The sequence below is a fragment of the Bhargavaea cecembensis genome, from assembly GCF_000826125.2.
In the GTDB taxonomy this organism is placed as follows: domain Bacteria; phylum Bacillota; class Bacilli; order Bacillales_A; family Planococcaceae; genus Bhargavaea; species Bhargavaea cecembensis_B.
On sequence record NZ_LN651371.1, the window covers coordinates 48,947 to 69,226 of the forward strand.

General features: G+C 57.1%; 20 protein-coding genes, 1 pseudogene and 1 riboswitch. Of the genes and pseudogenes, 4 read left to right on the forward strand and 17 right to left on the reverse strand.

Annotated elements, in window-relative coordinates; translation table 11 throughout:
* Positions 1–13: 13 nt before the first annotated feature.
* The 16 genes and pseudogenes from sufU to BN1189_RS00765 form a co-directional block, all read right to left on the reverse strand.
* Entirely contained in the window at positions 14–457 is a 444-nt protein-coding gene (sufU, locus tag BN1189_RS00690; protein WP_040224636.1) for a Fe-S cluster assembly sulfur transfer protein SufU, read from the reverse strand.
* A complete protein-coding gene (locus tag BN1189_RS00695) occupies positions 447–1,676 on the reverse strand; it encodes a cysteine desulfurase (protein ID WP_040224637.1) in 1,230 nt (409 codons plus the stop codon). The genes sufU and BN1189_RS00695 overlap by 11 nt, the downstream gene beginning before the upstream one ends.
* The gene (gene sufD / locus BN1189_RS00700; protein WP_040224639.1) at positions 1,676–2,983 is read right to left on the reverse strand and encodes a Fe-S cluster assembly protein SufD; all 1,308 of its coding nucleotides are present in this window, start codon (positions 2,981–2,983) and stop codon (positions 1,676–1,678) included. Before sufD ends, BN1189_RS00695 begins: the two co-directional genes overlap by 1 nt.
* 18 nt (positions 2,984–3,001) lie before the next feature.
* Positions 3,002–3,781: a Fe-S cluster assembly ATPase SufC gene (gene sufC / locus BN1189_RS00705; RefSeq protein ID WP_040224641.1), complete on the reverse strand. Its 780-nt coding sequence runs from the start codon at positions 3,779–3,781 to the stop codon at positions 3,002–3,004.
* Positions 3,782–4,396: 615 nt separating this feature from the next.
* Positions 4,397–5,269 (reverse strand): annotated as a pseudogene (locus BN1189_RS00710) (dicarboxylate/amino acid:cation symporter); the annotation flags it as partial.
* 149 nt (positions 5,270–5,418) lie between these two features.
* Positions 5,419–6,633 carry a dicarboxylate/amino acid:cation symporter gene (locus BN1189_RS00715; RefSeq protein ID WP_040224643.1) on the reverse strand — a complete coding sequence of 405 codons (1,215 nt, stop codon included), beginning with the start codon at positions 6,631–6,633 and terminating at the stop codon, positions 5,419–5,421.
* Positions 6,634–6,838: 205 nt separating this feature from the next.
* Positions 6,839–7,672 (reverse strand): MetQ/NlpA family ABC transporter substrate-binding protein, encoded by an 834-nt coding sequence (locus BN1189_RS00720; protein WP_040224645.1) that lies wholly within the window; start codon positions 7,670–7,672, stop codon positions 6,839–6,841.
* Between the two features lie 88 nt (positions 7,673–7,760).
* On the reverse strand, positions 7,761–8,429 hold the full coding sequence (locus tag BN1189_RS00725) for a methionine ABC transporter permease (RefSeq protein ID WP_040224648.1): 669 nt from the start codon (positions 8,427–8,429) through the stop codon (positions 7,761–7,763).
* Positions 8,422–9,447 (reverse strand): methionine ABC transporter ATP-binding protein, encoded by a 1,026-nt coding sequence (locus BN1189_RS00730; RefSeq protein ID WP_040224649.1) that lies wholly within the window; start codon positions 9,445–9,447, stop codon positions 8,422–8,424. Before BN1189_RS00730 ends, BN1189_RS00725 begins: the two co-directional genes overlap by 8 nt.
* A 359-nt stretch (positions 9,448–9,806) precedes the next feature.
* Positions 9,807–9,913: riboswitch (SAM riboswitch) on the reverse strand.
* A 78-nt stretch (positions 9,914–9,991) separates the two neighbouring features.
* A complete protein-coding gene (locus BN1189_RS00735) occupies positions 9,992–10,288 on the reverse strand; it encodes a thioredoxin family protein (protein WP_040224652.1) in 297 nt (98 codons plus the stop codon).
* A gap of 12 nt (positions 10,289–10,300) precedes the next feature.
* Entirely contained in the window at positions 10,301–10,639 is a 339-nt protein-coding gene (locus tag BN1189_RS00740) for a toprim domain-containing protein (RefSeq protein ID WP_040224654.1), read from the reverse strand.
* A 91-nt stretch (positions 10,640–10,730) separates the two neighbouring features.
* Entirely contained in the window at positions 10,731–11,111 is a 381-nt protein-coding gene (gene gcvH / locus BN1189_RS00745; RefSeq protein ID WP_040224656.1) for a glycine cleavage system protein GcvH, read from the reverse strand.
* A gap of 75 nt (positions 11,112–11,186) precedes the next feature.
* Positions 11,187–11,543 carry an arsenate reductase family protein gene (locus tag BN1189_RS00750; RefSeq protein WP_040224657.1) on the reverse strand — a complete coding sequence of 119 codons (357 nt, stop codon included), beginning with the start codon at positions 11,541–11,543 and terminating at the stop codon, positions 11,187–11,189.
* A 72-nt stretch (positions 11,544–11,615) separates the two neighbouring features.
* Positions 11,616–13,403 (reverse strand): acyl-CoA dehydrogenase family protein, encoded by a 1,788-nt coding sequence (locus BN1189_RS00755; protein WP_040224659.1) that lies wholly within the window; start codon positions 13,401–13,403, stop codon positions 11,616–11,618.
* An 88-nt stretch (positions 13,404–13,491) separates the two neighbouring features.
* Positions 13,492–14,667, reverse strand: a complete 1,176-nt coding sequence (locus BN1189_RS00760) for an acetyl-CoA C-acetyltransferase (RefSeq protein ID WP_040224661.1) — start codon at positions 14,665–14,667, stop codon at positions 13,492–13,494.
* Between the two features lie 28 nt (positions 14,668–14,695).
* Positions 14,696–17,077 carry a 3-hydroxyacyl-CoA dehydrogenase/enoyl-CoA hydratase family protein gene (locus BN1189_RS00765; RefSeq protein ID WP_040224662.1) on the reverse strand — a complete coding sequence of 794 codons (2,382 nt, stop codon included), beginning with the start codon at positions 17,075–17,077 and terminating at the stop codon, positions 14,696–14,698.
* 196 nt (positions 17,078–17,273) lie between these two features.
* Between BN1189_RS00765 and BN1189_RS00770 the strand changes: the two genes are divergently transcribed.
* The 4 genes from BN1189_RS00770 (at position 17,274) to BN1189_RS00785 (ending at position 19,267) form a co-directional block, all read left to right on the forward strand.
* On the forward strand, positions 17,274–17,549 hold the full coding sequence (locus BN1189_RS00770; RefSeq protein ID WP_040224664.1) for a hypothetical protein: 276 nt from the start codon (positions 17,274–17,276) through the stop codon (positions 17,547–17,549).
* Positions 17,546–17,926, forward strand: coding sequence for a spore coat protein (locus tag BN1189_RS00775; RefSeq protein ID WP_040224665.1), 381 nt, complete (start codon positions 17,546–17,548; stop codon positions 17,924–17,926). Before BN1189_RS00770 ends, BN1189_RS00775 begins: the two co-directional genes overlap by 4 nt.
* A 62-nt stretch (positions 17,927–17,988) precedes the next feature.
* Positions 17,989–18,309 carry a thioredoxin family protein gene (locus BN1189_RS00780; protein ID WP_040224667.1) on the forward strand — a complete coding sequence of 107 codons (321 nt, stop codon included), beginning with the start codon at positions 17,989–17,991 and terminating at the stop codon, positions 18,307–18,309.
* A gap of 436 nt (positions 18,310–18,745) precedes the next feature.
* Complete coding sequence (locus tag BN1189_RS00785; protein ID WP_040224669.1) at positions 18,746–19,267, forward strand: hypothetical protein; 522 nt, start codon at positions 18,746–18,748, stop codon at positions 19,265–19,267.
* A 43-nt stretch (positions 19,268–19,310) separates the two neighbouring features.
* Here the strand turns inward: BN1189_RS00785 and BN1189_RS00790 are convergent, their stop codons facing one another.
* The gene (locus tag BN1189_RS00790; protein WP_179860869.1) at positions 19,311–20,252 is read right to left on the reverse strand and encodes a 5'-3' exonuclease; all 942 of its coding nucleotides are present in this window, start codon (positions 20,250–20,252) and stop codon (positions 19,311–19,313) included.
* Positions 20,253–20,280 lie beyond the last annotated feature (28 nt).

Below are 20,280 nucleotides of genomic sequence, written 5' to 3' on the forward strand. Positions count from 1 at the left end.
TCTTCCTCCGTTCTTAGTTTGGATTGGCGTCGTTGCCGACACCTTTCTCCATTGCCTTCCAGGCAAGTGTTGCACATTTGATCCGGGCCGGGAATTGCGTGACGCCCGAAAGCGCCTCAATGTCCCCCATGTCCATGCTGTCGTCAAGTTCCTTGCCGAGCATCATATCCGAAAAGCTCTGGGACATCTTGAGTGCGTCCCCCACTTTTTTCCCCTTGATCGCCTGTGTCATCATTGAAGCGGAAGCCATCGAAATCGAGCAGCCTTCGCCGTCGAACTTCGCATCGGAGACCGTGCCGTCCTCAACTTTCAGGGTGAGGTGGATCCGGTCGCCGCATGTCGGGTTGTTCATATCGACGGTTAGGCTTCCGTCTTCGATTTCCCCTTTGTTCCGGGGGTTTTTGTAGTGGTCCATGATGACCCGCCGGTACAGCTGGTCGAGATTATTAAAAGACATCGCTGAAATACTCCTTTGCAGTGCGGAGTCCGTCCACGAGGCGGTCGACATCTTCTTCCGTGTTGTACAGATAGAAGCTGGCCCGCGCCGTGGCGGTGACGTTCAGCCACTTCATGAGCGGCTGTGCACAGTGGTGGCCGGCCCGGACGGCGATTCCGTTCATGTCCAGGACAGTCGCCACGTCATGCGGATGAACCTCATCCAGATTGAATGTCACGAGGCCTGCGCGTTTTTCGGGATCGGCCGGCCCGTAGATCGTAATGCCGTCGAGTTCGTTCATTCGTTCCATCGCATAGCCGGCGAGCCGGTGCTCATGACGTTCGATCTCGTCGAGGCCGATCTCCTGCAGAAAATCGATCGCCGCGCCGAGGCCGATCGCTCCGGCGATGATCGGTGTACCGCCTTCAAACTTCCACGGAAGCTCTTTCCATGTCGAGTCGTAAAGGCCGACAAAGTCGATCATCTCCCCGCCGAACTCGACCGGCTCCATCTTCTCGAGCAGTTCCTTTTTCCCGTAAAGGACGCCGATGCCGGTCGGACCGCACATCTTGTGCCCGGAGAATGCGAGGAAGTCACAGTCGAGATCCTGCACATCCACCTTCATGTGAGGGGCCGCCTGCGCAGCGTCCACGAGCATGACCGCTCCGTGGGCGTGGGCGATGGCCGCGATTTCCTTCACCGGGTTCATCGTGCCGAGGACGTTCGAGACGTACATGATCGAGACGATTTTCGTCCGGTCCGTCACTGTCTCGCGGACTTTGTCGAGCGACAGGGTCCCGTCTTCCTCCAGGTCGACGTATTTCAGGACGGCGCCGGTTTCCTTCGCCAGCTGCTGCCACGGGATGATGTTCGAATGGTGCTCCATGTACGTGATGACGATTTCATCGCCTTCGGACACATTGGCACGGCCGTAGCTCTGGGCGACCATGTTGATCGAAGTCGTCGTGCCCCGGGTGAAGATCACTTCCTGCACGGACGCCGCGTTGATGAAGTCGGCGACTTTCTGGCGGGCGCCTTCGTATTCGTCGGTCGCCCGGTTGCCGAGCGTGTGGACTCCACGGTGGACGTTTGAGTTGTTGCGTTCGTAATAACGGGTGATCGTTTCAATGACCGAATCCGGCTTCTGTGAAGTGGCGGCGCTGTCGAGATAGACGAGCGGATGTCCGTTCACTTCCTGGTTCAAGATCGGAAAACGGGATTTGATGTCAGATGTGAGCATTAGCGCACTTTCCTTTCGATGACCTCCGACAGCTGTTTCTTGACGCCTTCGATCGCGAGCTGATTCACGACCGGAGCCAGGAATCCGCGGACGATCAGGCGCTCCGCCTCCGTCTTCGGAATGCCGCGGCTCATGAGATAGTAAAGCTGCAGCTCATCGACACGGCCGACCGAAGCTGCGTGGCCTGCGGTGACATCATCTTCGTCGATCAGAAGAATCGGGTTCGCATCGCCGCGCGCCTTTTCGCTCAGCATCAGGACGCGTGATTTCTGTTCGGCATTTGCGCGCGTCGCTCCGTGCTCGATTTTGCCGATGGCATTGAAAATTGTGGATGCTTCGTCTTTCATCACGCCGTGCTGGAGGATATGCCCTTCGGAATCAAGGCCCCAGTGGACGGTCTTCGTCGTGATGTTCTGCTTTTGCTTGCCGCGGCCGACGAGCACCGATTTTGCTTCGGAGCGCGAGCCGTCGCCGACAAGGTGGGTCACGTTTTCATAGATCGTGTCGGAGTCGTTCATCATGCCGAGCGACCATTCGAGCGTCGTATCCCGGCCGGCAATCCCGCGGCGGTTGATGTAGGTTGTAAATCCTTCGGCGAGCACGTCGACTGCGCCGTAATCCACCTTGGCACCGTCTTTGGCGATCACTTCGGAAATGATGTTCGCAAGGCCTTTGGCATGCGGCGTGAGCGACAGATAGTTCTCCACGTATGTGAGGGAACTGTTGTCATCGACCACGACGAGCACGTGGTTGAACAGGGATGCTTCTTCCGAGTCGTGGAGGAACAGCACCTGAACCGGCTCTTTTACTTCAACGCCTTTTGGCACATAGACGAAAACGCCGCCGTTCATGAGTGCCGCATGGAGTGCCGTAAGCTTGTGCTCGTCCACTTTGACCGCTTCCGTCATGTAGTACTTCTCGACGAGTTCGGGATAATCGCGGGCTGCCGAGAAGATGTCAGTCACGATGACGCCCTGTTCTTTTAGTTCATCGGAAACTTTGAGGTATGCCGGCGTGTTGTTGCGTTGGACGTAGATGGTCTGCTGATTTTCGATATCCACGAGCGCACGGGCTTCCTGCGGCAGTTCCGCAAGGCCGGTGAGCGGCTCGTCTTTCACTGCATGAACCGGGAATTCGGTGAAATTCCAGTTCTGGATCTTCGTTTTATCCGGTTTCGGCAACTGGAGAGTTTCAGCCAGCTTGCAGGCTTCCTGCCGCTTATCCGCCAGCCAGCCCGGCTCGCGGTTCGATTCCGAATAGGAACGCACGTCCTCGCCGGTGAATGTCAATTTTGTTTCAACCGTCATTTCGTTCGTCCCCTTCCGTTAAGCTTCTTGTCCGACAGTTTCGTCTTCGATGCCAAGTTCTTCTTTGATCCAGTCATAGCCCTGCGCTTCGAGCTTCTGGGCGAGTTCCGGGCCGCCGGATTTGACGACGCGGCCCTGCATCATGACGTGGACCTTGTCCGGCGTGATGTAGTTGAGGAGGCGCTGATAGTGCGTGATGATCAGGCAGCCGAATCCTTCTCCGCGCATTTCATTGATGCCTTTGGAGACGACTTTGAGTGCGTCGATGTCGAGGCCGGAGTCGATCTCGTCGAGGATGGCGAACTTCGGCTTCAGCATCATAAGCTGGAGGATTTCGTTGCGTTTTTTCTCCCCGCCGGAGAAGCCTTCGTTCAGGTAGCGCTGGGCCATGTCCTGATCCATTTCGAGGAGTTCCATCTTGCCGTCGAGCTCACGGATGAACTTCATGAGGGAGATTTCCTGGCCTTCTTCGCGTTTCGCGTTGATCGCGGAGCGGAGGAAGTCGGCGTTCGTGACCCCGGCGATTTCGCTCGGATACTGCATGCCGAGGAACAGGCCAGCCTGGGCACGCTCGTCCACTTCCATCGCCAATACGTCTTCTCCGTCAAGAGTGACCGTGCCGGCCGTCACTTCATATTTGGGATGCCCCATGATCGCCGAAGCGAGAGTGGATTTACCGGTCCCGTTCGGTCCCATGACAGCATGGATTTCATTTGTATTGATCGTCAAATCGACGCCTTTCAGGATCTCTTTGCCTTCGATTTCGACGTGCAGGCCTTTGATTTCAAGAGTAGACATCCAAATACCTCCAGTATGGTGTAATGAACGGCGGATACCGTCCTTATTTATCATCATTCTAATCTTAACCGAAACGGGTGGGGCTTGCAAATCATTTAGACGATGCGACCCGATTCATCTGATATTCTTGAAAAGCGGATGTTCAGGCGTCTGGCCGCCCCCCTCCGCCCCAATTGATGCCTTTTTTCAATTATGCTCCATCCAGTGAGAATAAACACCGGGAATTTCATCCGGATCATCCGCTTTTATCATGCGGGAAGGCCCGCTCCGTATGCCGAATCCGGCAGCCGTGCGGGCCCTCCCATCCATGACCGATTCATTTGTCCCTTTGCTTCAGCGGCGGTTCCTGATTTTCGGCCGGGTGCCGAATTCAAGGCTGCGGGCGTAGTCCTGCTCCCGCCGCTTCTCCACTTGGAGGCGCAGTCCCGGATTCATCCGATACTCCTCGTATCCAAATCCGTGCGCGCTGCGGAAACTCTGCGCCATCCTGTCCGTGTAATCAAGCCTCATGGGGTCGATAATGAACCAGTCCTTTCACTGATTTCCGGGAAGCCCGGAATTTTATTTACGTTTTGTTTATACCCGCCTGAACCATCTCTAAACATCTGATGCAAATCAAACCGCTTTTGTTCCGGATTCCACCGGGACGGCGGCCTTTCCTGTTGCAAACCGGTCCGTGATGATGGCGAGCGCCCCGTCGCCGGTGACGTTCGTCGCCGTGCCGAAGCTGTCCTGCGCCATGTAGAGGGCGATCATGAGTGCGAGCATCGGCTCGGTGAATCCGAGCATCGACGACAGCAGGCCGATCGCCGCCATGACGGCGCCGCCCGGTACGCCCGGCGCGGCGATCATCGTCACGCCGAGCATGAGGATGAAGCCGATCATGCCGCCGAATGTCACGGACATGCCGTTCATGAGCATCACGCCGATCGCGCAAGATGTGAGCGTGATCGTGCTGCCCGACAAGTGGATGGTCGCGAAAAGCGGAACCGTAAAGTCGACGATCTTTTCCGAGGCGCCGGTTTTGCGCGCCTGGCGGAGTGTGACCGGGATGGTCGCAGCGGACGACTGTGTGCCGAGTGCCGTGAAGTAGGCCGGTGCCATCGTCTTCAGCAGGCGGAACGGATTGCGGTGCGTCAGTGCGCCCGCCGCCGTGTACTGCAGCATGAGCATGAACAGGTGCAGGATGATGATCAGGACGAACACGACCGCGAACACCGACAGCACCCTCGCCACCTGACCGGCATAAGTCATGTTCAGGAATATGCCGAAAATGTGGAATGGCAGAAGCGGGATGATAACCGCACTGATCGTTTTTTCGATCAGGACATTCAGTTCGTCAAACATCGAAAGGAGCGACTTGCTTTCGATGGCCGCCATTCCGATCCCAAACAGGAATGCAAGCAGAAGGGCCGTCATGACACCCATGAGCGGAGTCATTTCCAGTTCAAAAAACGGGCCGACGAGCGATTCCGTCGGGTCTTTGATGCCNGGAAACTCTGCGCCATCCTGTCCGTGTAATCAAGCCTCATGGGGTCGATAATGAACCAGTCCTTTCACTGATTTCCGGGAAGCCCGGAATTTTATTTACGTTTTGTTTATACCCGCCTGAACCATCTCTAAACATCTGATGCAAATCAAACCGCTTTTGTTCCGGATTCCACCGGGACGGCGGCCTTTCCTGTTGCAAACCGGTCCGTGATGATGGCGAGCGCCCCGTCGCCGGTGACGTTCGTCGCCGTGCCGAAGCTGTCCTGCGCCATGTAGAGGGCGATCATGAGTGCGAGCATCGGCTCGGTGAATCCGAGCATCGACGACAGCAGGCCGATCGCCGCCATGACGGCGCCGCCCGGTACGCCCGGCGCGGCGATCATCGTCACGCCGAGCATGAGGATGAAGCCGATCATGCCGCCGAATGTCACGGACATGCCGTTCATGAGCATCACGCCGATCGCGCAAGATGTGAGCGTGATCGTGCTGCCCGACAAGTGGATGGTCGCGAAAAGCGGAACCGTAAAGTCGACGATCTTTTCCGAGGCGCCGGTTTTGCGCGCCTGGCGGAGTGTGACCGGGATGGTCGCAGCGGACGACTGTGTGCCGAGTGCCGTGAAGTAGGCCGGTGCCATCGTCTTCAGCAGGCGGAACGGATTGCGGTGCGTCAGTGCGCCCGCCGCCGTGTACTGCAGCATGAGCATGAACAGGTGCAGGATGATGATCAGGACGAACACGACCGCGAACACCGACAGCACCCTCGCCACCTGACCGGCATAAGTCATGTTCAGGAATATGCCGAAAATGTGGAATGGCAGAAGCGGGATGATAACCGCACTGATCGTTTTTTCGATCAGGACATTCAGTTCGTCAAACATCGAAAGGAGCGACTTGCTTTCGATGGCCGCCATTCCGATCCCAAACAGGAATGCAAGCAGAAGGGCCGTCATGACACCCATGAGCGGAGTCATTTCCAGTTCAAAAAACGGGCCGACGAGCGATTCCGTCGGGTCTTTGATGCCGTCATGGGAAGGCTGCCCGATGAGGCCCGGCAAGATGTTCGAAGCTGCGAAGAAGGCGATGATCCCCGCGATCACCGTCGACATGTACGCAACGGCAGTCGCCAGGCCGAGCGTCTTGCCCGACCCTTTGCCGAGCTTTGCGATCCCCGGTGCGATGAAGGCGATGATGATGAGCGGGACGACGAAGTTGAGGAATCCGCCGAACAGCATGTTGAACGTCGATGCTGTTTCCACGAACCAGTGGACGAATTTCTCCGGCACGATCCGGAACAGCGATCCAAGGCCGACCGCGAGCACAATGGCGATTATGATCCGGCCGAGCAGTCCGATTTTTTTCATGGTGTGTACCCCCTGAGTGGACATTTGTATTTATTTAGAAACAACTATACCACAGCAGTCCCCTGCGCAGAAGCCATTCTTAAAAGATCAGAATACAATAAATTGTAAGCGCGTGCAAGCCTGTTTTCAGGTATCCGAAACGAAAAAGATCCATCCCTCCGCATGGAAGGGATGGATCTTTCGTTTGCGTCCGGATTCGTTCAGGTCAGTCAACCGGGACAACCGAGCCGCCCCATTCATCAAGGATAAAGTCCTTGATCTCTTGTGAATGGAGGACTTCAACGAGCGCCTTGATGTCCTCACGGTCCTTGTCCCCCTTGCGGACGGCGATGATGTTCACATAAGGAGAATCGGATTCCTCAAGCGCAATGGCATCTTCAAGCGGGTTGAGGCCGTTGTCGATTGCGTAGTTTGAGTTGATGAGAAGCGCGTCCCCTTCGTCCTGGTTGTAGAGCGTCGGCAGGAACGAGGCTTCATAGTTCGCATCAAACTGGAGATTCTTCGGATTGTCGGTGATGTCCTTCACTTCGGCCTCCGTCTTGTCGACCTTCTCGTCGAGCTTGATGAGTCCTTCTGTCTCAAGCATCGCGAGAACCCGTCCATGGTCCGCGACCGAGTTGGAGATCAGGATCGTCGCGCCTTCGGGCAGTTCATCGAGTGATTTGTATTTTTTGGAGTAGACGCCGATCGGCTCGATGTGAATCTCTCCGCCGATTTCAAAATCATAGTCGTGGTCTTTCATCTGGGTCTCCAAGTACGGGATGTGCTGGAAGTAGTTTGCATCGATTTCCCCGGAATCCAGGTCTTCGTTCGGCAGCACGTAGTCCTGGTACGTTTCGATCTTCAGGTCGATGCCCTTCTCTTCAAGAAGCGGCTTCGCCTCTTCCAGGATGATGGCGTGCGGCGTGTTCGACGCACCGACGACGAGTTCCTTGTTTTCCTTGTCGCTTCCGGAGGCATTGTCGCTGCCCCCCGTGCCGCATGCGGACATGGCGAGTGTGCCTGCCGCGAGAATGAGGCCTGCAGTGAATTTTTTCATGATTGATTTCCCCCTATTTTATAGTTCAATAATAACGGCTTCTTTCAAGATGAATGCTCGTCCGGCTCAAGCCCGTCCTCAGAACAGGTCAGCGCTTGTCCGTCCGTTTCACGAGAAGGTCCCCGATCCACTGGATGGCAAAAACGATGAGGAGGATGAGGATCGTCGCGACGAGCGTCACATCACTCCGGCTGCGCTGGAACCCGTCGAGATAAGCCAGGTTTCCAAGTCCGCCCGCCCCGATGATGCCCGCCATCGCCGTGTAGCCGACGAGTGCGATCGAGGTTACGGTGATGCCGGAGATGAGCGCCGGCATGGATTCCGGCAAGAGCACTTTGCGGATGATCGTCCACGTCCTCGCGCCCATCGAACGCGCGGCTTCGATGACGCCCTTGTCGATTTCGGCGAGCGCGATCTGGACCATCCTTCCGTAGAACGGAGCCGCTCCGATGATCAGCGCAGGCAGCGCCGCATTCGGTCCGCGGATCGAGCCGAGCAGGAATTTCGTGAACGGGATGAGCAGGATGATCAGGATGATGAACGGGATCGACCGGAAAATGTTGACGAGTGCGGCCGACACGCCGTTGATCAACCGGTTTTGCCAGATGCCCCTCGGACTCGTCAGGAACAGCAGGATGCCGAGCAGCAGGCCGATCAGGAAGGTGAAGAAAGTGGAGACCGCCGTCATGTAAAGTGTTTCAACCGTCGCATCCCACATCTTCGCCCAGTCCACGTTCGGGAACCATTGTTCAATCACGGCCGATCACCTCCGTTTTGACGCCTTCCGCCTGCAGGAAGGCGATCGCCTCCCGGACGGCCGCATCGTTCCCCAAGAGCTGGAGGGTGAGCGAACCGAATGCCCCGCCGTGGGTCTGTGCGATGTTGCCTTGAAGGATGTTCACGTCGATGTCGTGTGCCCGGATTAATTTGGCAAGTACAGGATGCTCTGCCCGGTCCCCGACAAATCCGAGCCGGACGAGCGTTCCCTCAGGATACTCGTCGGCGAGCTGGCCGACCGCCTGTTTGGCGTCTCCCGGTTCGGTCACCTGCGAGACGAACCGTCTCGTGATCGGCTGGACCGGGGATTTGAACACATCCAGCACATCCCCCTGCTCCACCACCCGGCCGCCTTCCATCACGGCGACGCGGTGGCAGATTTTCCGGATGACGTGCATCTCGTGGGTGATGAGCACGATCGTGAGGCCGAGCCGCCGGTTGATGTCCGTCAACAGGTCCAGGATCGAATCGGTCGTCTCCGGGTCAAGGGCCGACGTCGCTTCGTCGCACAGAAGCACCCGGGGCTCATTCGCCAGCGCACGCGCAATGCCGACGCGCTGTTTCTGCCCGCCGGACAACTCGGACGGATAGGCCTTTTCCCTTCCTTCCAGACCGACGAGCCCGATCAGTTCCCGGACGCGGCCGGCACGGTCTTTCTTGTCCATGCCGGCGATTTCAAGCGGCAGGGAGATGTTTTCTTCCACCGTCCGCGACCAGAGCAGGTTGAAGTGCTGGAAGATCATGCTCACCTTTTGGCGGGCTTTCCGAAGTTCGGCGCCGGAGATCGTTGACATTTCCAGTCCGTTCACGATCACCTTGCCGGCAGTGGGCTTCTCCAGGCCGTTCAGCATCCGGATGAGCGTGCTCTTTCCGGCACCGCTGTATCCGATGATGCCGAAAATCTCTCCCTCTTGTATGTCGAGGTCCACTCCGTCGACGGCCGTCACATCCATGCCGGAACGGGAGAACCGTTTGGTCAATTGCTGCAGTTTGATCATGCTGTCCACTCCTAAACTCGATACCGGGCGATAAACACAACGTTTCGCCTTAGATAATTAACGTCTCGCTCTGGATCATGCTCATGTCATAGATATTGTGTGAATCTATCAGTCGAAGAAATCCGCTCGCTTACCGCGGGCGTCGCCTCAGCCTCCTCAAGCTCCGCTCTGCGGGGTCTTCGGCTGACGCTGTTCCCGCAGGTGTCTCGCGAATTTCTTCTCCTTCTAAGTAATATTTACACAGAGAACTTGGCATTGCTCCAAATCTTTATTATCCCACCGCAGCCCTGAATAGAAAAAGACCTTTCCGCAGGCATGCAGAAAGGTCCGGCCGAAAGCGACGGGCGCTGCGGCTCCACCTCTCATCTGCCAAAGCATCCGCTTTGAGTGATTTGGCACCATTTCACGTTGCCGTGATGGTTGCCGGGCTTCATCGGGCACTTCCCTCCGCCGCTCTCGATAAGAGTAATCGTATTCGTTTGTTTTCCAGCCGGCGAGACCGGATGGTTGATGGATGAACTATATCATACTGCCGCCGGCACCGTCAACCGAGTTTTTCATACAGATAGGGGACCGAGCGGAAGGCATAGACCTTCTCCACCGGTTCGCCTTCCCGTGCGATCAGGAGGCACGGAACGCTTTCAACTCCGTACTTCACCGCGATTTCCTCGTGGTAGTTCAAATCGGCTTTCCCGATGCTCAGGTCCGGCAGAAGCTGTTCCGTGACGCCGAGCATCCGCGAAGCGACCTGGCACGTCCCGCACAAGGGCGTGTACAGGTAGAAGGCGGCCGTACCGTCCTCTGCCGCCCGTTCAAAGTCTGCGAGATTCCAAGATTCCATGTCCATCATCCCTTACAGCAAAAATTCCGTCTTGATCTCAATGTTCGCCGAGAGCAGTTCCTCCGCAAGCACACGGAGCGGCGTTGTCGCCACTTCCCTGTATACCCGGTCCGTGTACAGATGACGCGCTTCCGGATATTCCCGCCTGAGCACCGCCCTCATATGCTCTCCGGACCGGTCCGCGTCAAAGAACGCGAAGATGTCCGCCCCCTCATATGGCTCGAGCAGCTCTTCGATCCTGGTCGGGCTTGCCGTCCCGTTCGTGCAGATGATCTCCACCGGTTCATCCAAGAGCGGCGCAAGCCGGTTCCTGTCCGAACTCCCCTCAACAACAATCACTTTATCGACCATGCCGATCCCTCCGGGCGACTGGCTTTTCGTATTACGATTATAAGATGAAAAAGAACGCCGAAAAATGCCGGCGTTCCCCCTTTTTGCAGGATCAGGCCTGCGTCATTTCATCGTATTGTTCGGCAGTCATGAGGGCATCGATCTCCGATTTATCGGAAGGCTCGACAACGATCATCCATGCCTTTTCGTAAGGCGACTCGTTGACGAATTCAGGGTTGTCCTCGAGCTCCCCGTTCACTTCGACCACCTTGCCGCTGATCGGTGCATACAGTTCGGAAACCGTCTTGACCGACTCGACGCTGCCGAATGGCTCGTCGGACTTGATATCGTCGCCGACTTCAGGCAGTTCGACGAAAACGATGTCTCCGAGCTCGGACTGTGCGAAGTGAGTGATGCCGATCCGGACTTTATCGTCCTCTGTTTTGACCCATTCGTGTTCTTCGGAATAGCGAAGTTCATTTGGTGTGCTCATTCTGACCCCTCCAGCTTAGGATATACATTCTCATTCAGTTTGCCACAGACGGGCGGGAAACTCAATATGCCCCGCTCAATCCCAGGCGTTTTCAAATTCCGGTTCCCTGAAGCCGACCGTCACTTTCCGGCCGTCCGTCACGATCGGCCGCTTCAGGAGCATGCCGTCTGACGCAAGCAGCGCGATCTTCTCGTCGTCCGTCATGTCCGGCAGCCTGTCTTTCAGGCCGAGCTCCCGGTAGGACATGCCGCTCGTATTGAAGAACTTTTTCAGTTCCAGTCCGCTCGTCCGGATGAGGTCCCGCAGTTCACCTTCCGCAGGGGGCGTTTCCTTGATGTTCCGCTCCTCATAATCGACGCCGTGCTCATCCAGCCATTTTTTCGCCTTCCGGCATGTCGTGCATTTCGGATATCCGTAATAAACGATCGCCATCTTCTCCGCCTCCTTCACCGCGCATTATATCAAACGGAAAGCCCGGAATGCACTCGGCATCCGGGCAGTCCGTCAAACTGTGTATTTCTGGGCGTCGTTCAGCTTTTCGGCTGCTTCGCGCTTTTTCAAGATGAGGTTCTTCGGCGTATAGCGTGTGAGCTTGCGGAGTGCGGACAGCATCATGCGCTGGTCGTCGCCGCCGACGGATGCGATGAGGACTTCCTTCGCTTCCTTCTCGATGCGCTCCATCGCTTCCTGGCAGTAGATTTCCGTGTAGAGGATCTTCTGCTGGGCCTTTTCCTCGCCGTCGCGGGCAATCGCCTTTTCGGAGCGGAGAAGCGCGGACTCCATCGCGAAGACGTCATTTGCGATATTCGCGATGTTGATAAGCACTTCCTGCTCTTCTTCGAGCTTCGTGCCGAACCGCTGAGCCGCCATGCCGGCAGCGAGCAGGCCGACCTTCTTCGCGTTGCGGACGAGCATCTTCTCCTGGGCAAGCGCTTCGTCGCCCGGCTCTTCCGGCATCATCATGAGCAGCTCTTCCTGAAGGCTCTGTGCTTTCTGAAGAAGCGGCAGTTCGCCTTTGAGCGCCTTTTTCATGAATGTGCCCGGTACGAGGAGACGGTTGATCTCGTTTGTGCCTTCGAAGATCCGGTTGATGCGGGAGTCGCGGTACGCGCGCTCCACTTCGTATTCCTGCATGTAGCCGTAGCCGCCGTGCAGCTGGACCGCTTCGTCAACGACGTGGTCAAGCGTTTCGGATCCGACGACTTTGTTGATGGAGCATTCGATTGCGTATTCCGCGATTGCCTGGGCGATTTTGCGGCCGTCTTTCTGGTCTTCATCGCTCATGCGGCCCATCCGGTCGTCGAAGTAGCCGACCGTGCGGTAGATCAGGCTTTCCGTCGCGTACAGTTTGGATGCGAGCGTGGCGATCTTTTCCTTCGTCAAGTTGAACGAGGCGATCGTGCGCTTGAACTGCTGGCGCTCGTTCGTGTACTTGATCGCGAGCTCAAGCGCACGCTTGGAGCCGCCGATGCCGCCGACGCCGAGCTTGTAGCGGCCGATGTTCAAGATATTGAATGCGATCACATGTCCGCGGCCTTCTTCGCCGAGCAGGTTTTCGACAGGCACTTCCGCGTCTTCGAGGATGAGTGTCCGTGTCGAGGAAGACTTGATGCCCATCTTCTTTTCTTCCGCGCCGACCGACACGCCCGGGAATTCTTTTTCCACGATGAACGCGGAGAACTTTTCGCCGTCGATCTTCGCATAGACGACGAAGACGTCCGCAAAGCCGGCGTTCGTGATCCACTGCTTTTCGCCGTTCAGGATATAGTGCGTGCCTGCTTCGTTCAGCTTGGCGGTCGTCTTGGCGCCGAGTGCGTCGGAGCCGGATCCCGGCTCAGTCAGTGCGTAGGCGAAGATCTTCTCTGCCGTCACAGACGACGGAAGGTATTTTTTCTTCTGGTCTTCGTTGCCGAACAGGACGATCGGCAGCGTGCCGATGCCGACGTGGGCGCCGTGCGTGATCGAGAAGCCGCCCGCGACCGCCATCTTTTCTGTAATGAGCGCGGAAGAGATTTTATCGAGTGCGAATCCGTCGTATGCTTCCGGGATGTCGGCGCCGAGAAGGCCGAGCTCGCCGGCTTTCTTCAGGAGGCGGACCGAGTGCTCGAATTCGTGGTTCTCCAGGTTTTCGATGACCGGGGCCACTTCGTTCTTCACGTAGTCTTCCGTCGTCTTCGCGATCATCTTATGTTCATCGGTGAAGTCTTCCGGAGTGAACACCGCTTGCGGGTCGATGTCCTCGATGAGGAACGCGCCGCCTTTCACCAGATCATGCGTTTTCGTTTCAGTCATTGGAATTCCTCCTTGGGTTGGGTATGGAATATCATACCGGGCGGTCGGGACATCGGTCTGCGCCCTCCGCCGGCAGGATGATTTTGAATCAGATCATTTCAAAGACGCCGGCTGCGCCCATGCCGCCGCCGATGCACATCGTGACGACGCCGTACTGCTGGCTGCGGCGCTTGAGCTCGCTCATGAGCTTGAGCGTCAGGATCGTGCCGGTCGCCCCGAGCGGGTGGCCGAGCGCGATGGCGCCGCCGTTGACGTTCACTTTGTCCATGTCAAGGCCGAGATGGCGGATGACCTGGAGCGACTGGGAGGCGAATGCCTCGTTGAGTTCCCACAGATCGATATCGTCAATCGAGAGGCCTGCAAGCTTCAGCGCCTTCGGAACCGCCTCGATCGGGCCGATCCCCATCTCTTCGGGCGGCACGCCGCCGACTGCGAACGAACGGAATTTGGCGATCGGCTTGAGCCCTTCGGCTTCCGCCTTCTCGCGGTCCATGATGAGGACCGTCCCCGCCCCGTCAGACGTCTGGGAGGCGTTCCCCGCGGTGACCGAGCCTCTTACATTGAATGCCGGACGCAGCTTCGCGAGCGTCTCCACGCTCGTTCCGGGACGAACGCCTTCATCCGTATCGAACATGAACGTCTCTTCCTTCAGCTTCCCGTCAGCGCCGACCGTCCTGCGCGTCACTTCGACCGGGACGATGTCATCCTTGAATTTCCCTTCACGGATCGCCGCTTCCGCGAGCTCGTGGGACCGGACGGCGAATGCATCCTGGTCTTCCCGGCTCACGCCGTATTTGTTGGCGACCTGCTCCGCCGTATGGCCCATGCCCATATAGTACTCAGGCATCGACTCGGCGAGTGCCGGGTTCGGGCGAATCGTGTTGCCCATCATCGGCACCATGCTCATCGATTCGGCTCCGCCGGCGAGAATCGTCTCCGCCTGGCCGGTCATGATCTGCTGTGCACCGTAGGCGATGGACTGCAGGCCGGACGAGCAGAACCGGTTCACCGTCACGGCCGGAACCGTGTTCGGCAGGCCTGCGAGACCGCCGATCAGCCGGGCGAAGTTCATGCCCTGTTCCGCTTCCGGCATCGCGCAGCCGACGATGAAGTCATCGATCGGCCCGTTATAACCGCCTGCGCGCTTCAATGTTTCCTTGACCGTCAGTGCCGCGAAATCATCCGGGCGGACGGTTGCCAGAGATCCTTTTTTTGCTTTGCCGACCGGCGTCCGTGCACCGGCCACAATCACTGCTTCACGCATGTTTCATCCTCCTCCGTCTGCCGCCCGCTCAGTTGCGGAGCGGCTTGCCTTTCACGAGCATATGCTGCATCCGCTGCTGGGACTTCGGTTCCGCCACGAGGGACAGGAACGCCTCCCGCTCCAGATTGAGCATGTACTGTTCATCGACTTCCGTTCCGTACGGCACTTTGCCGCCGGCCAGGACATAAGCGAGTTTCTTTGCGATTTTCAAGTCATGGTCGCTGATGAATCCGGACAGGTGCATGCCTTCCGCACCGATGAGCATCGCCGCATAGCCCGGCTCCCCGCTCACGCGTACCGTTCGCTTTGCCGGCGGCTTGTAGCCCGCTTCCGAAAGCGCGAGTGCCGCCTGCTTCGCGTCATAGATCTGGTGATCCGGATTGACGCTCACCGAGTCGCACAGGCCGAGGAAGTTGTTTTCCCTTGCCTCTTCCCCCGACATTGAGACTTTCGCCATCGCGATCGTCTCAAACACTTTGGCGGCCACATCCACGTAATCCGGCTCGATCCCGTTCGGCATGCCTTCGAGCGTCTTCCGGTACAGGCTGACGTTCCCGCCGCCTCCCGGGATGAGGCCGACGCCTGTTTCGACGAGGCCCATATACGTTTCCATCGAAGCCTGGATATGCGCTGCCGGAAGCGTCATTTCCGCTCCTCCGCCGACTGTCATTCCGTGAGGGGCAACGACGACCGGCTTGCGGGAATAGCGGATCTTCATCATCGTATCCTGGAACATGCGGATCATGAACTCCAGCTCGAAGATGTTGTCATCCTGCGCTTCCAGGAGGATCATCCCGAGGTTCGCACCGACCGAGAAGTTTTTGCCCTGGTTCGCGATGACGAGGCCTTTGTAGTTCTTTTCGACTTCATCAAGCGATTTGTCGAGCATCTGGATGACGTCCGGCCCGAGGGAGTTCCCTTTGGAGTGGAACTCCAGGAGCGCGATGCCATCGCCGAGATCGATCAGGCTGGCCCCGGAGTTTTTCATGATGACGCCGTTCCGCTCTTTCCATTTTTTCAGATTGATCTCTTTTTCATTGACCGGCACCGGCTTGTAGCCTTCGCCGTCGAAGTATAGCTCCTGCCCGTCCTCTTCCTTGTAGAAGGACTCGCCGCCTGCATCAAGCAGGCTGTTCACGAATGCCGGAATGTCGCGGCCTTCCTCTTTCATGCGCTCGACCGATTTTTTGACGCCGATTGCATCCCATACTTCAAACGGGCCCTGATTCCAGCCGAAGCCCCACTTCATCCCGTTGTCGATCGAGACGATGTCGTCCGCGATTTCGCCGACCTTCTCCGCAGAGTAGATGAGCGTCGGGGCGAGGATATTCCAGAGCAGTTCACCCGCCCGGTCATCCGCATAGACGAGCGTCTTCAGCTTGCCCGATGTGCCTTTCTGCTGCTTCGCCATCTCCACGGAAGGGGCCTTCAACTTCTTCTGAGGGGAGTACTCGAGCGTTTCCGGATCGATTTCACTGATTTCCTTGCCTTCTTTGAGATAGAAGCCCTGCTTCGACTTCGCGCCGAGCCATCCGTTCTCCACCATTTTTAAAAGGAAATCCGGCGTGCGGAACACTTCTTTTTCCTCGCCTTCCGTCTTGTCGAAGACGTTCCGCGCCACGTGGACGAATGTGTCCAGGCCGACCACATCGAGCGTCCGGAACGTTGCCGACTTCGGACGGCCGATGAGTGTGCCGGTCACGGAGTCCACTTCGCCGACCGAGTAGCCCCGGTTCATCATTTCGCGCAGCGTCACGAGGAGGCCGTACGTCCCGATCCGGTTGCCGATGAAGTTCGGTGTGTCCTTGGCGACGACGACGCCTTTTCCGAGCTTGTCTTCACCGAAGCGGATCATGAAGTCGAGCACTTCCTTGGAAGTCTCCTTCGTCGGAATGACTTCGAGCAGCTTCAGGTAGCGCGGCGGATTGAAGAAGTGAGTGCCGAGGAAATGCTTCTTGAACCCTTCCGAGCGGCCCTCCGCCATCGCCTCGATGCTGATCCCCGAAGTGTTGGACGAAACGATCGCATGCTCTTTGCGGACATGATCGATTTTTTCGTAAAGCGCTTTCTTGATATCCAGGTTTTCAACGATGACCTCGATGATCCAGTCAACGTCTTTCAATTTATCAAGGTCGTCTTCCAGGTTGCCGGGAGTGATGAGCGCCAGGTTCTCCTTGGACGCGAGCGGAGCGGGCTTCTGCTTCAGCATCCCTTTCAGCGCCCCTTCGGCCAGGCGGTTCCGGACTTTCCGGTCTTCGGGGTTCAGCCCCTTCGCCTTTTCTTCAGCCGAAAGTTCCGGCACGATGTCGAGCAGCATCACCGGGATTCCGATATTCGCGAGATGGGCCGCAATTCCCGAACCCATGACGCCTGAACCGATGACAGCAGCATTCTTGATTTGGTGAGCCACGTGGCATTGCCTCCTTCAGGTTTTGAATGAATGCTCATTCATTTTACAGCAAAAAAAATAACAACTGCCTTGCTTCATAGTTTAGAATATTTCATTCCGTTGTGCAAGGGCCCAGCAGAAAAAAGTGAATTGCCGTTCATGAATTCCGGATTTTTGCACATCCTAACCGAAATTCATGATCAAGGAGTGACGACGCATGGGCATCTTTTCAAAAGGCGCCATTAAAGACGGGAATCAATCAAACCCGAAGCCGGAGCTGCTCCCTCCCGACATTCTGACGACGGCCAACCTGACGGACCTCGAGAAGGTACTGGCGCATAACGTGCTGATCACCAAGCTGTGCACGGCGGCCCTCTCTTCAACAAAACTGCCTGATCTGAAAAAGGCGATTGAAACAGTGCGCGCCAGCCACCTCAAGCAAACCTCCGATCTGTTGGGCTTTTTAAAGAGAGAAAAGGAGAATGCGGAATGACCGAAGCAGACGGCACCGAAGAGGAAAAGAAAAAAGAGGAAACGGGCGAACAGCAGGACGAGGGACAAAAAGACGAAAAGACCGCCGGTGAAACAGCCGGCGGCGGCGACAGCGAATTCAACGACCGGGAACTGGCACGGCTTCTGCTCGTCATGGAAGAATCCCTGTCCGGACTGCTGAATCAAGCGGTGATGGAATCATTCAGCGGCCCGCTGCAGTCCATGCTCGACGGATTCACGAAGGAATCCGTCAATAACCGGCGGGAAATCCGGGATCTGATGGTCCGCCACGGCTGGTTCAAACCGGAGCCCGCAAAGAAAAGCGAATTCGAGAAGCTGCTCCAGGAATATAAAAACTCGGCCCCTCCCGTCTTATAATACTCCTCGCTATCCGGCATCGGTGTGCTCGGTGTACACTGTCGGTATAGGAGGGATCATTCATGGAGAAAATCACAACCGCCGAACAGTTTTATGAGATCATCAACGGCCCCGGGGAAACGCTCGTCAAGTTCCAGGCAGGCTGGTGCCCGGACTGCCGGAGAATGGAAATGTTCATCGATCCGATCGAAGAAAAGTACAACCGGTTCAAATGGTATGACGTCAACCGGGACGCCCTGCCGGAGATCGCGGAAAAATATGAAGTCATGGGCATCCCGAGCCTGCTGATCTTCAAGGACGGGGAGAAGAAAGCACATCTGCACAGCGCAAATGCAAAATCTCCCGGACAAGTCACCGACTTCCTCGACCAATATAACGGATGAGCAAAAGAGGCCCCGCGCCTCTTTTTTGCATGATCCTAAATTGACACCCGCCCGGCAGAAGTGACCATTTAGAATCAACTTCTAAGAGGAGAAATTCGGAGTATGGATGGGACATTTTCGGAGTATGGATGGGAAAATCGGAGTATGGACGCCAATTTCGGAGTATGGATGGGAAAATCAGAGTGTAATTGGAATGCCTCATATCGAGGCGATTACACCCGCCCCCACTTCGCTCTGTATTCGGCTGCCCTACGCATACTTGCCTGTCTTCCGATTACACTCGATCATCCTCCCTTTTACACTCACCTGCCTTCCGATGACACTCGACTGTCCTCCGATGACACTCAGCCTCGCTCCGCTCACACTCACCCATTGCAATCGGTTGCGCTTTTCCGTACTGTGAAGATCAAATGACTCTCTCTCAAGGCGGTGAAAGATGTTGAAGCTGATCAGCGGATTCCAGGGCAAGTCGCAGTTCGACCCGGATATCGAAGAAGCCCATCGCCGCTCCGCCTGTGGTCCGGTCACCGCCTTCCTGATGATCGGCCACCTGGCGGGCACCTGTCCCCTTCCCGTCTCGGATTTGTACCGCCGGATCGGCGGCACGCGGATCGGCCTCCCGGTGCGCCGGTTCATCAAGGGCATCCAGGCTGTTCTCGGAAACCGCTGGAAGGCGGAACGCTGCTCTCTCGGCGTGCTGAAGGAAGAGATTGATGCGGACAGGCCCGTGGCGGCGAAATTCGATAAGTGGTTCTCGTTCAGGTGGTTCGGCAAATTTGCGTTTGATTATCACTGGGTTCCGGTCGTCGGCTACGAGGACGTTCCGGGAGATACGATCCTCGCGGTCCACGACAACGGCGGACCGAACCGGCCGAGCCGAATCCGCCATATTTCCTACCATGAAAACCGGTCCGTCCTCACGTTCGTCAGAGTGTCGCCGGCAAAAAAGAGAAACTAAAAAACAGGCAAGCCGCATCGATCACCGTGCGGCTTGCCTGTTTTCAACCGAATGGCCATTCTTCGGCAGCTTCTTCGACCGGGAACAAGTTGAGCAGCTGGCGGGCGGCGGTGCCGTAGCCTTCCGCCTCGAGCGCCTGCATCGTATCTTGGCTGTATGAAGGGACCGCCATGTCATCAAGCTCTCCCGGAATCGGGATATGACAGTCGATTTCCGCAAGTTCCCTCGAAAGCTTCAGCATGACAAGCTCTTCGTCGATCTTCTTCCGGACTGACGGCTTCAGCCTGTCGATCGCGGCAAGCACCCCGTCAACGGTGCCGTGCTCCAGAATGAGCGCCGACGCTGTTTTCGGCCCGATTCCCCGGACTCCCGGATACCCGTCGCTCGAATCTCCGGTGAACGCCTTCAGATCGACGAACTGGCCCGGCTCGAAGCCGTATTCTTCTTTGAACCGGTCATATGTATACAGATCATACACGGTGTGCCCTTTCTTCATGAAGGCGATCCGGACTCCCGGAGAGAGCAGCTGAAGCAAGTCTTTGTCCCCCGAAACGATCGTGATGTCCGCTTCGTCCCTCCATCTGTAGACGAGCGAGCCGATCACGTCATCGGCCTCGACTCCGTCCATGCCGAAGCTCTTCCAGCCAAGGAGCCAGGCGGACTCCCGCCCCATCTCAAACTGCGGACCCATTTCCTCGGGCGGCGCAGGCCGGTTCGCCTTGTATCCTTCATACAGGTCGTTCCTGAACGTGTAGGCGCCCATATCCCAGCAGACCGCCATGTGGGTCGGCCGGAAAATCGACTGCGCAGACAAGGCATGACCGATAAATCCCTGGACCGCATTCGTGGGAACGCCATCCGGGGTCCGCATGAACCGTCCATGCACCGCTGTGGCGTAAAACGCACGGAACAGGAGCGCCATCCCGTCAATCAACAGGAGATGGGGCCGTTCCATGCCGGACTGCGGCTGCTTGATATTTTCCATCGCCGGTCACTCTCCTTCCCGTCCATCA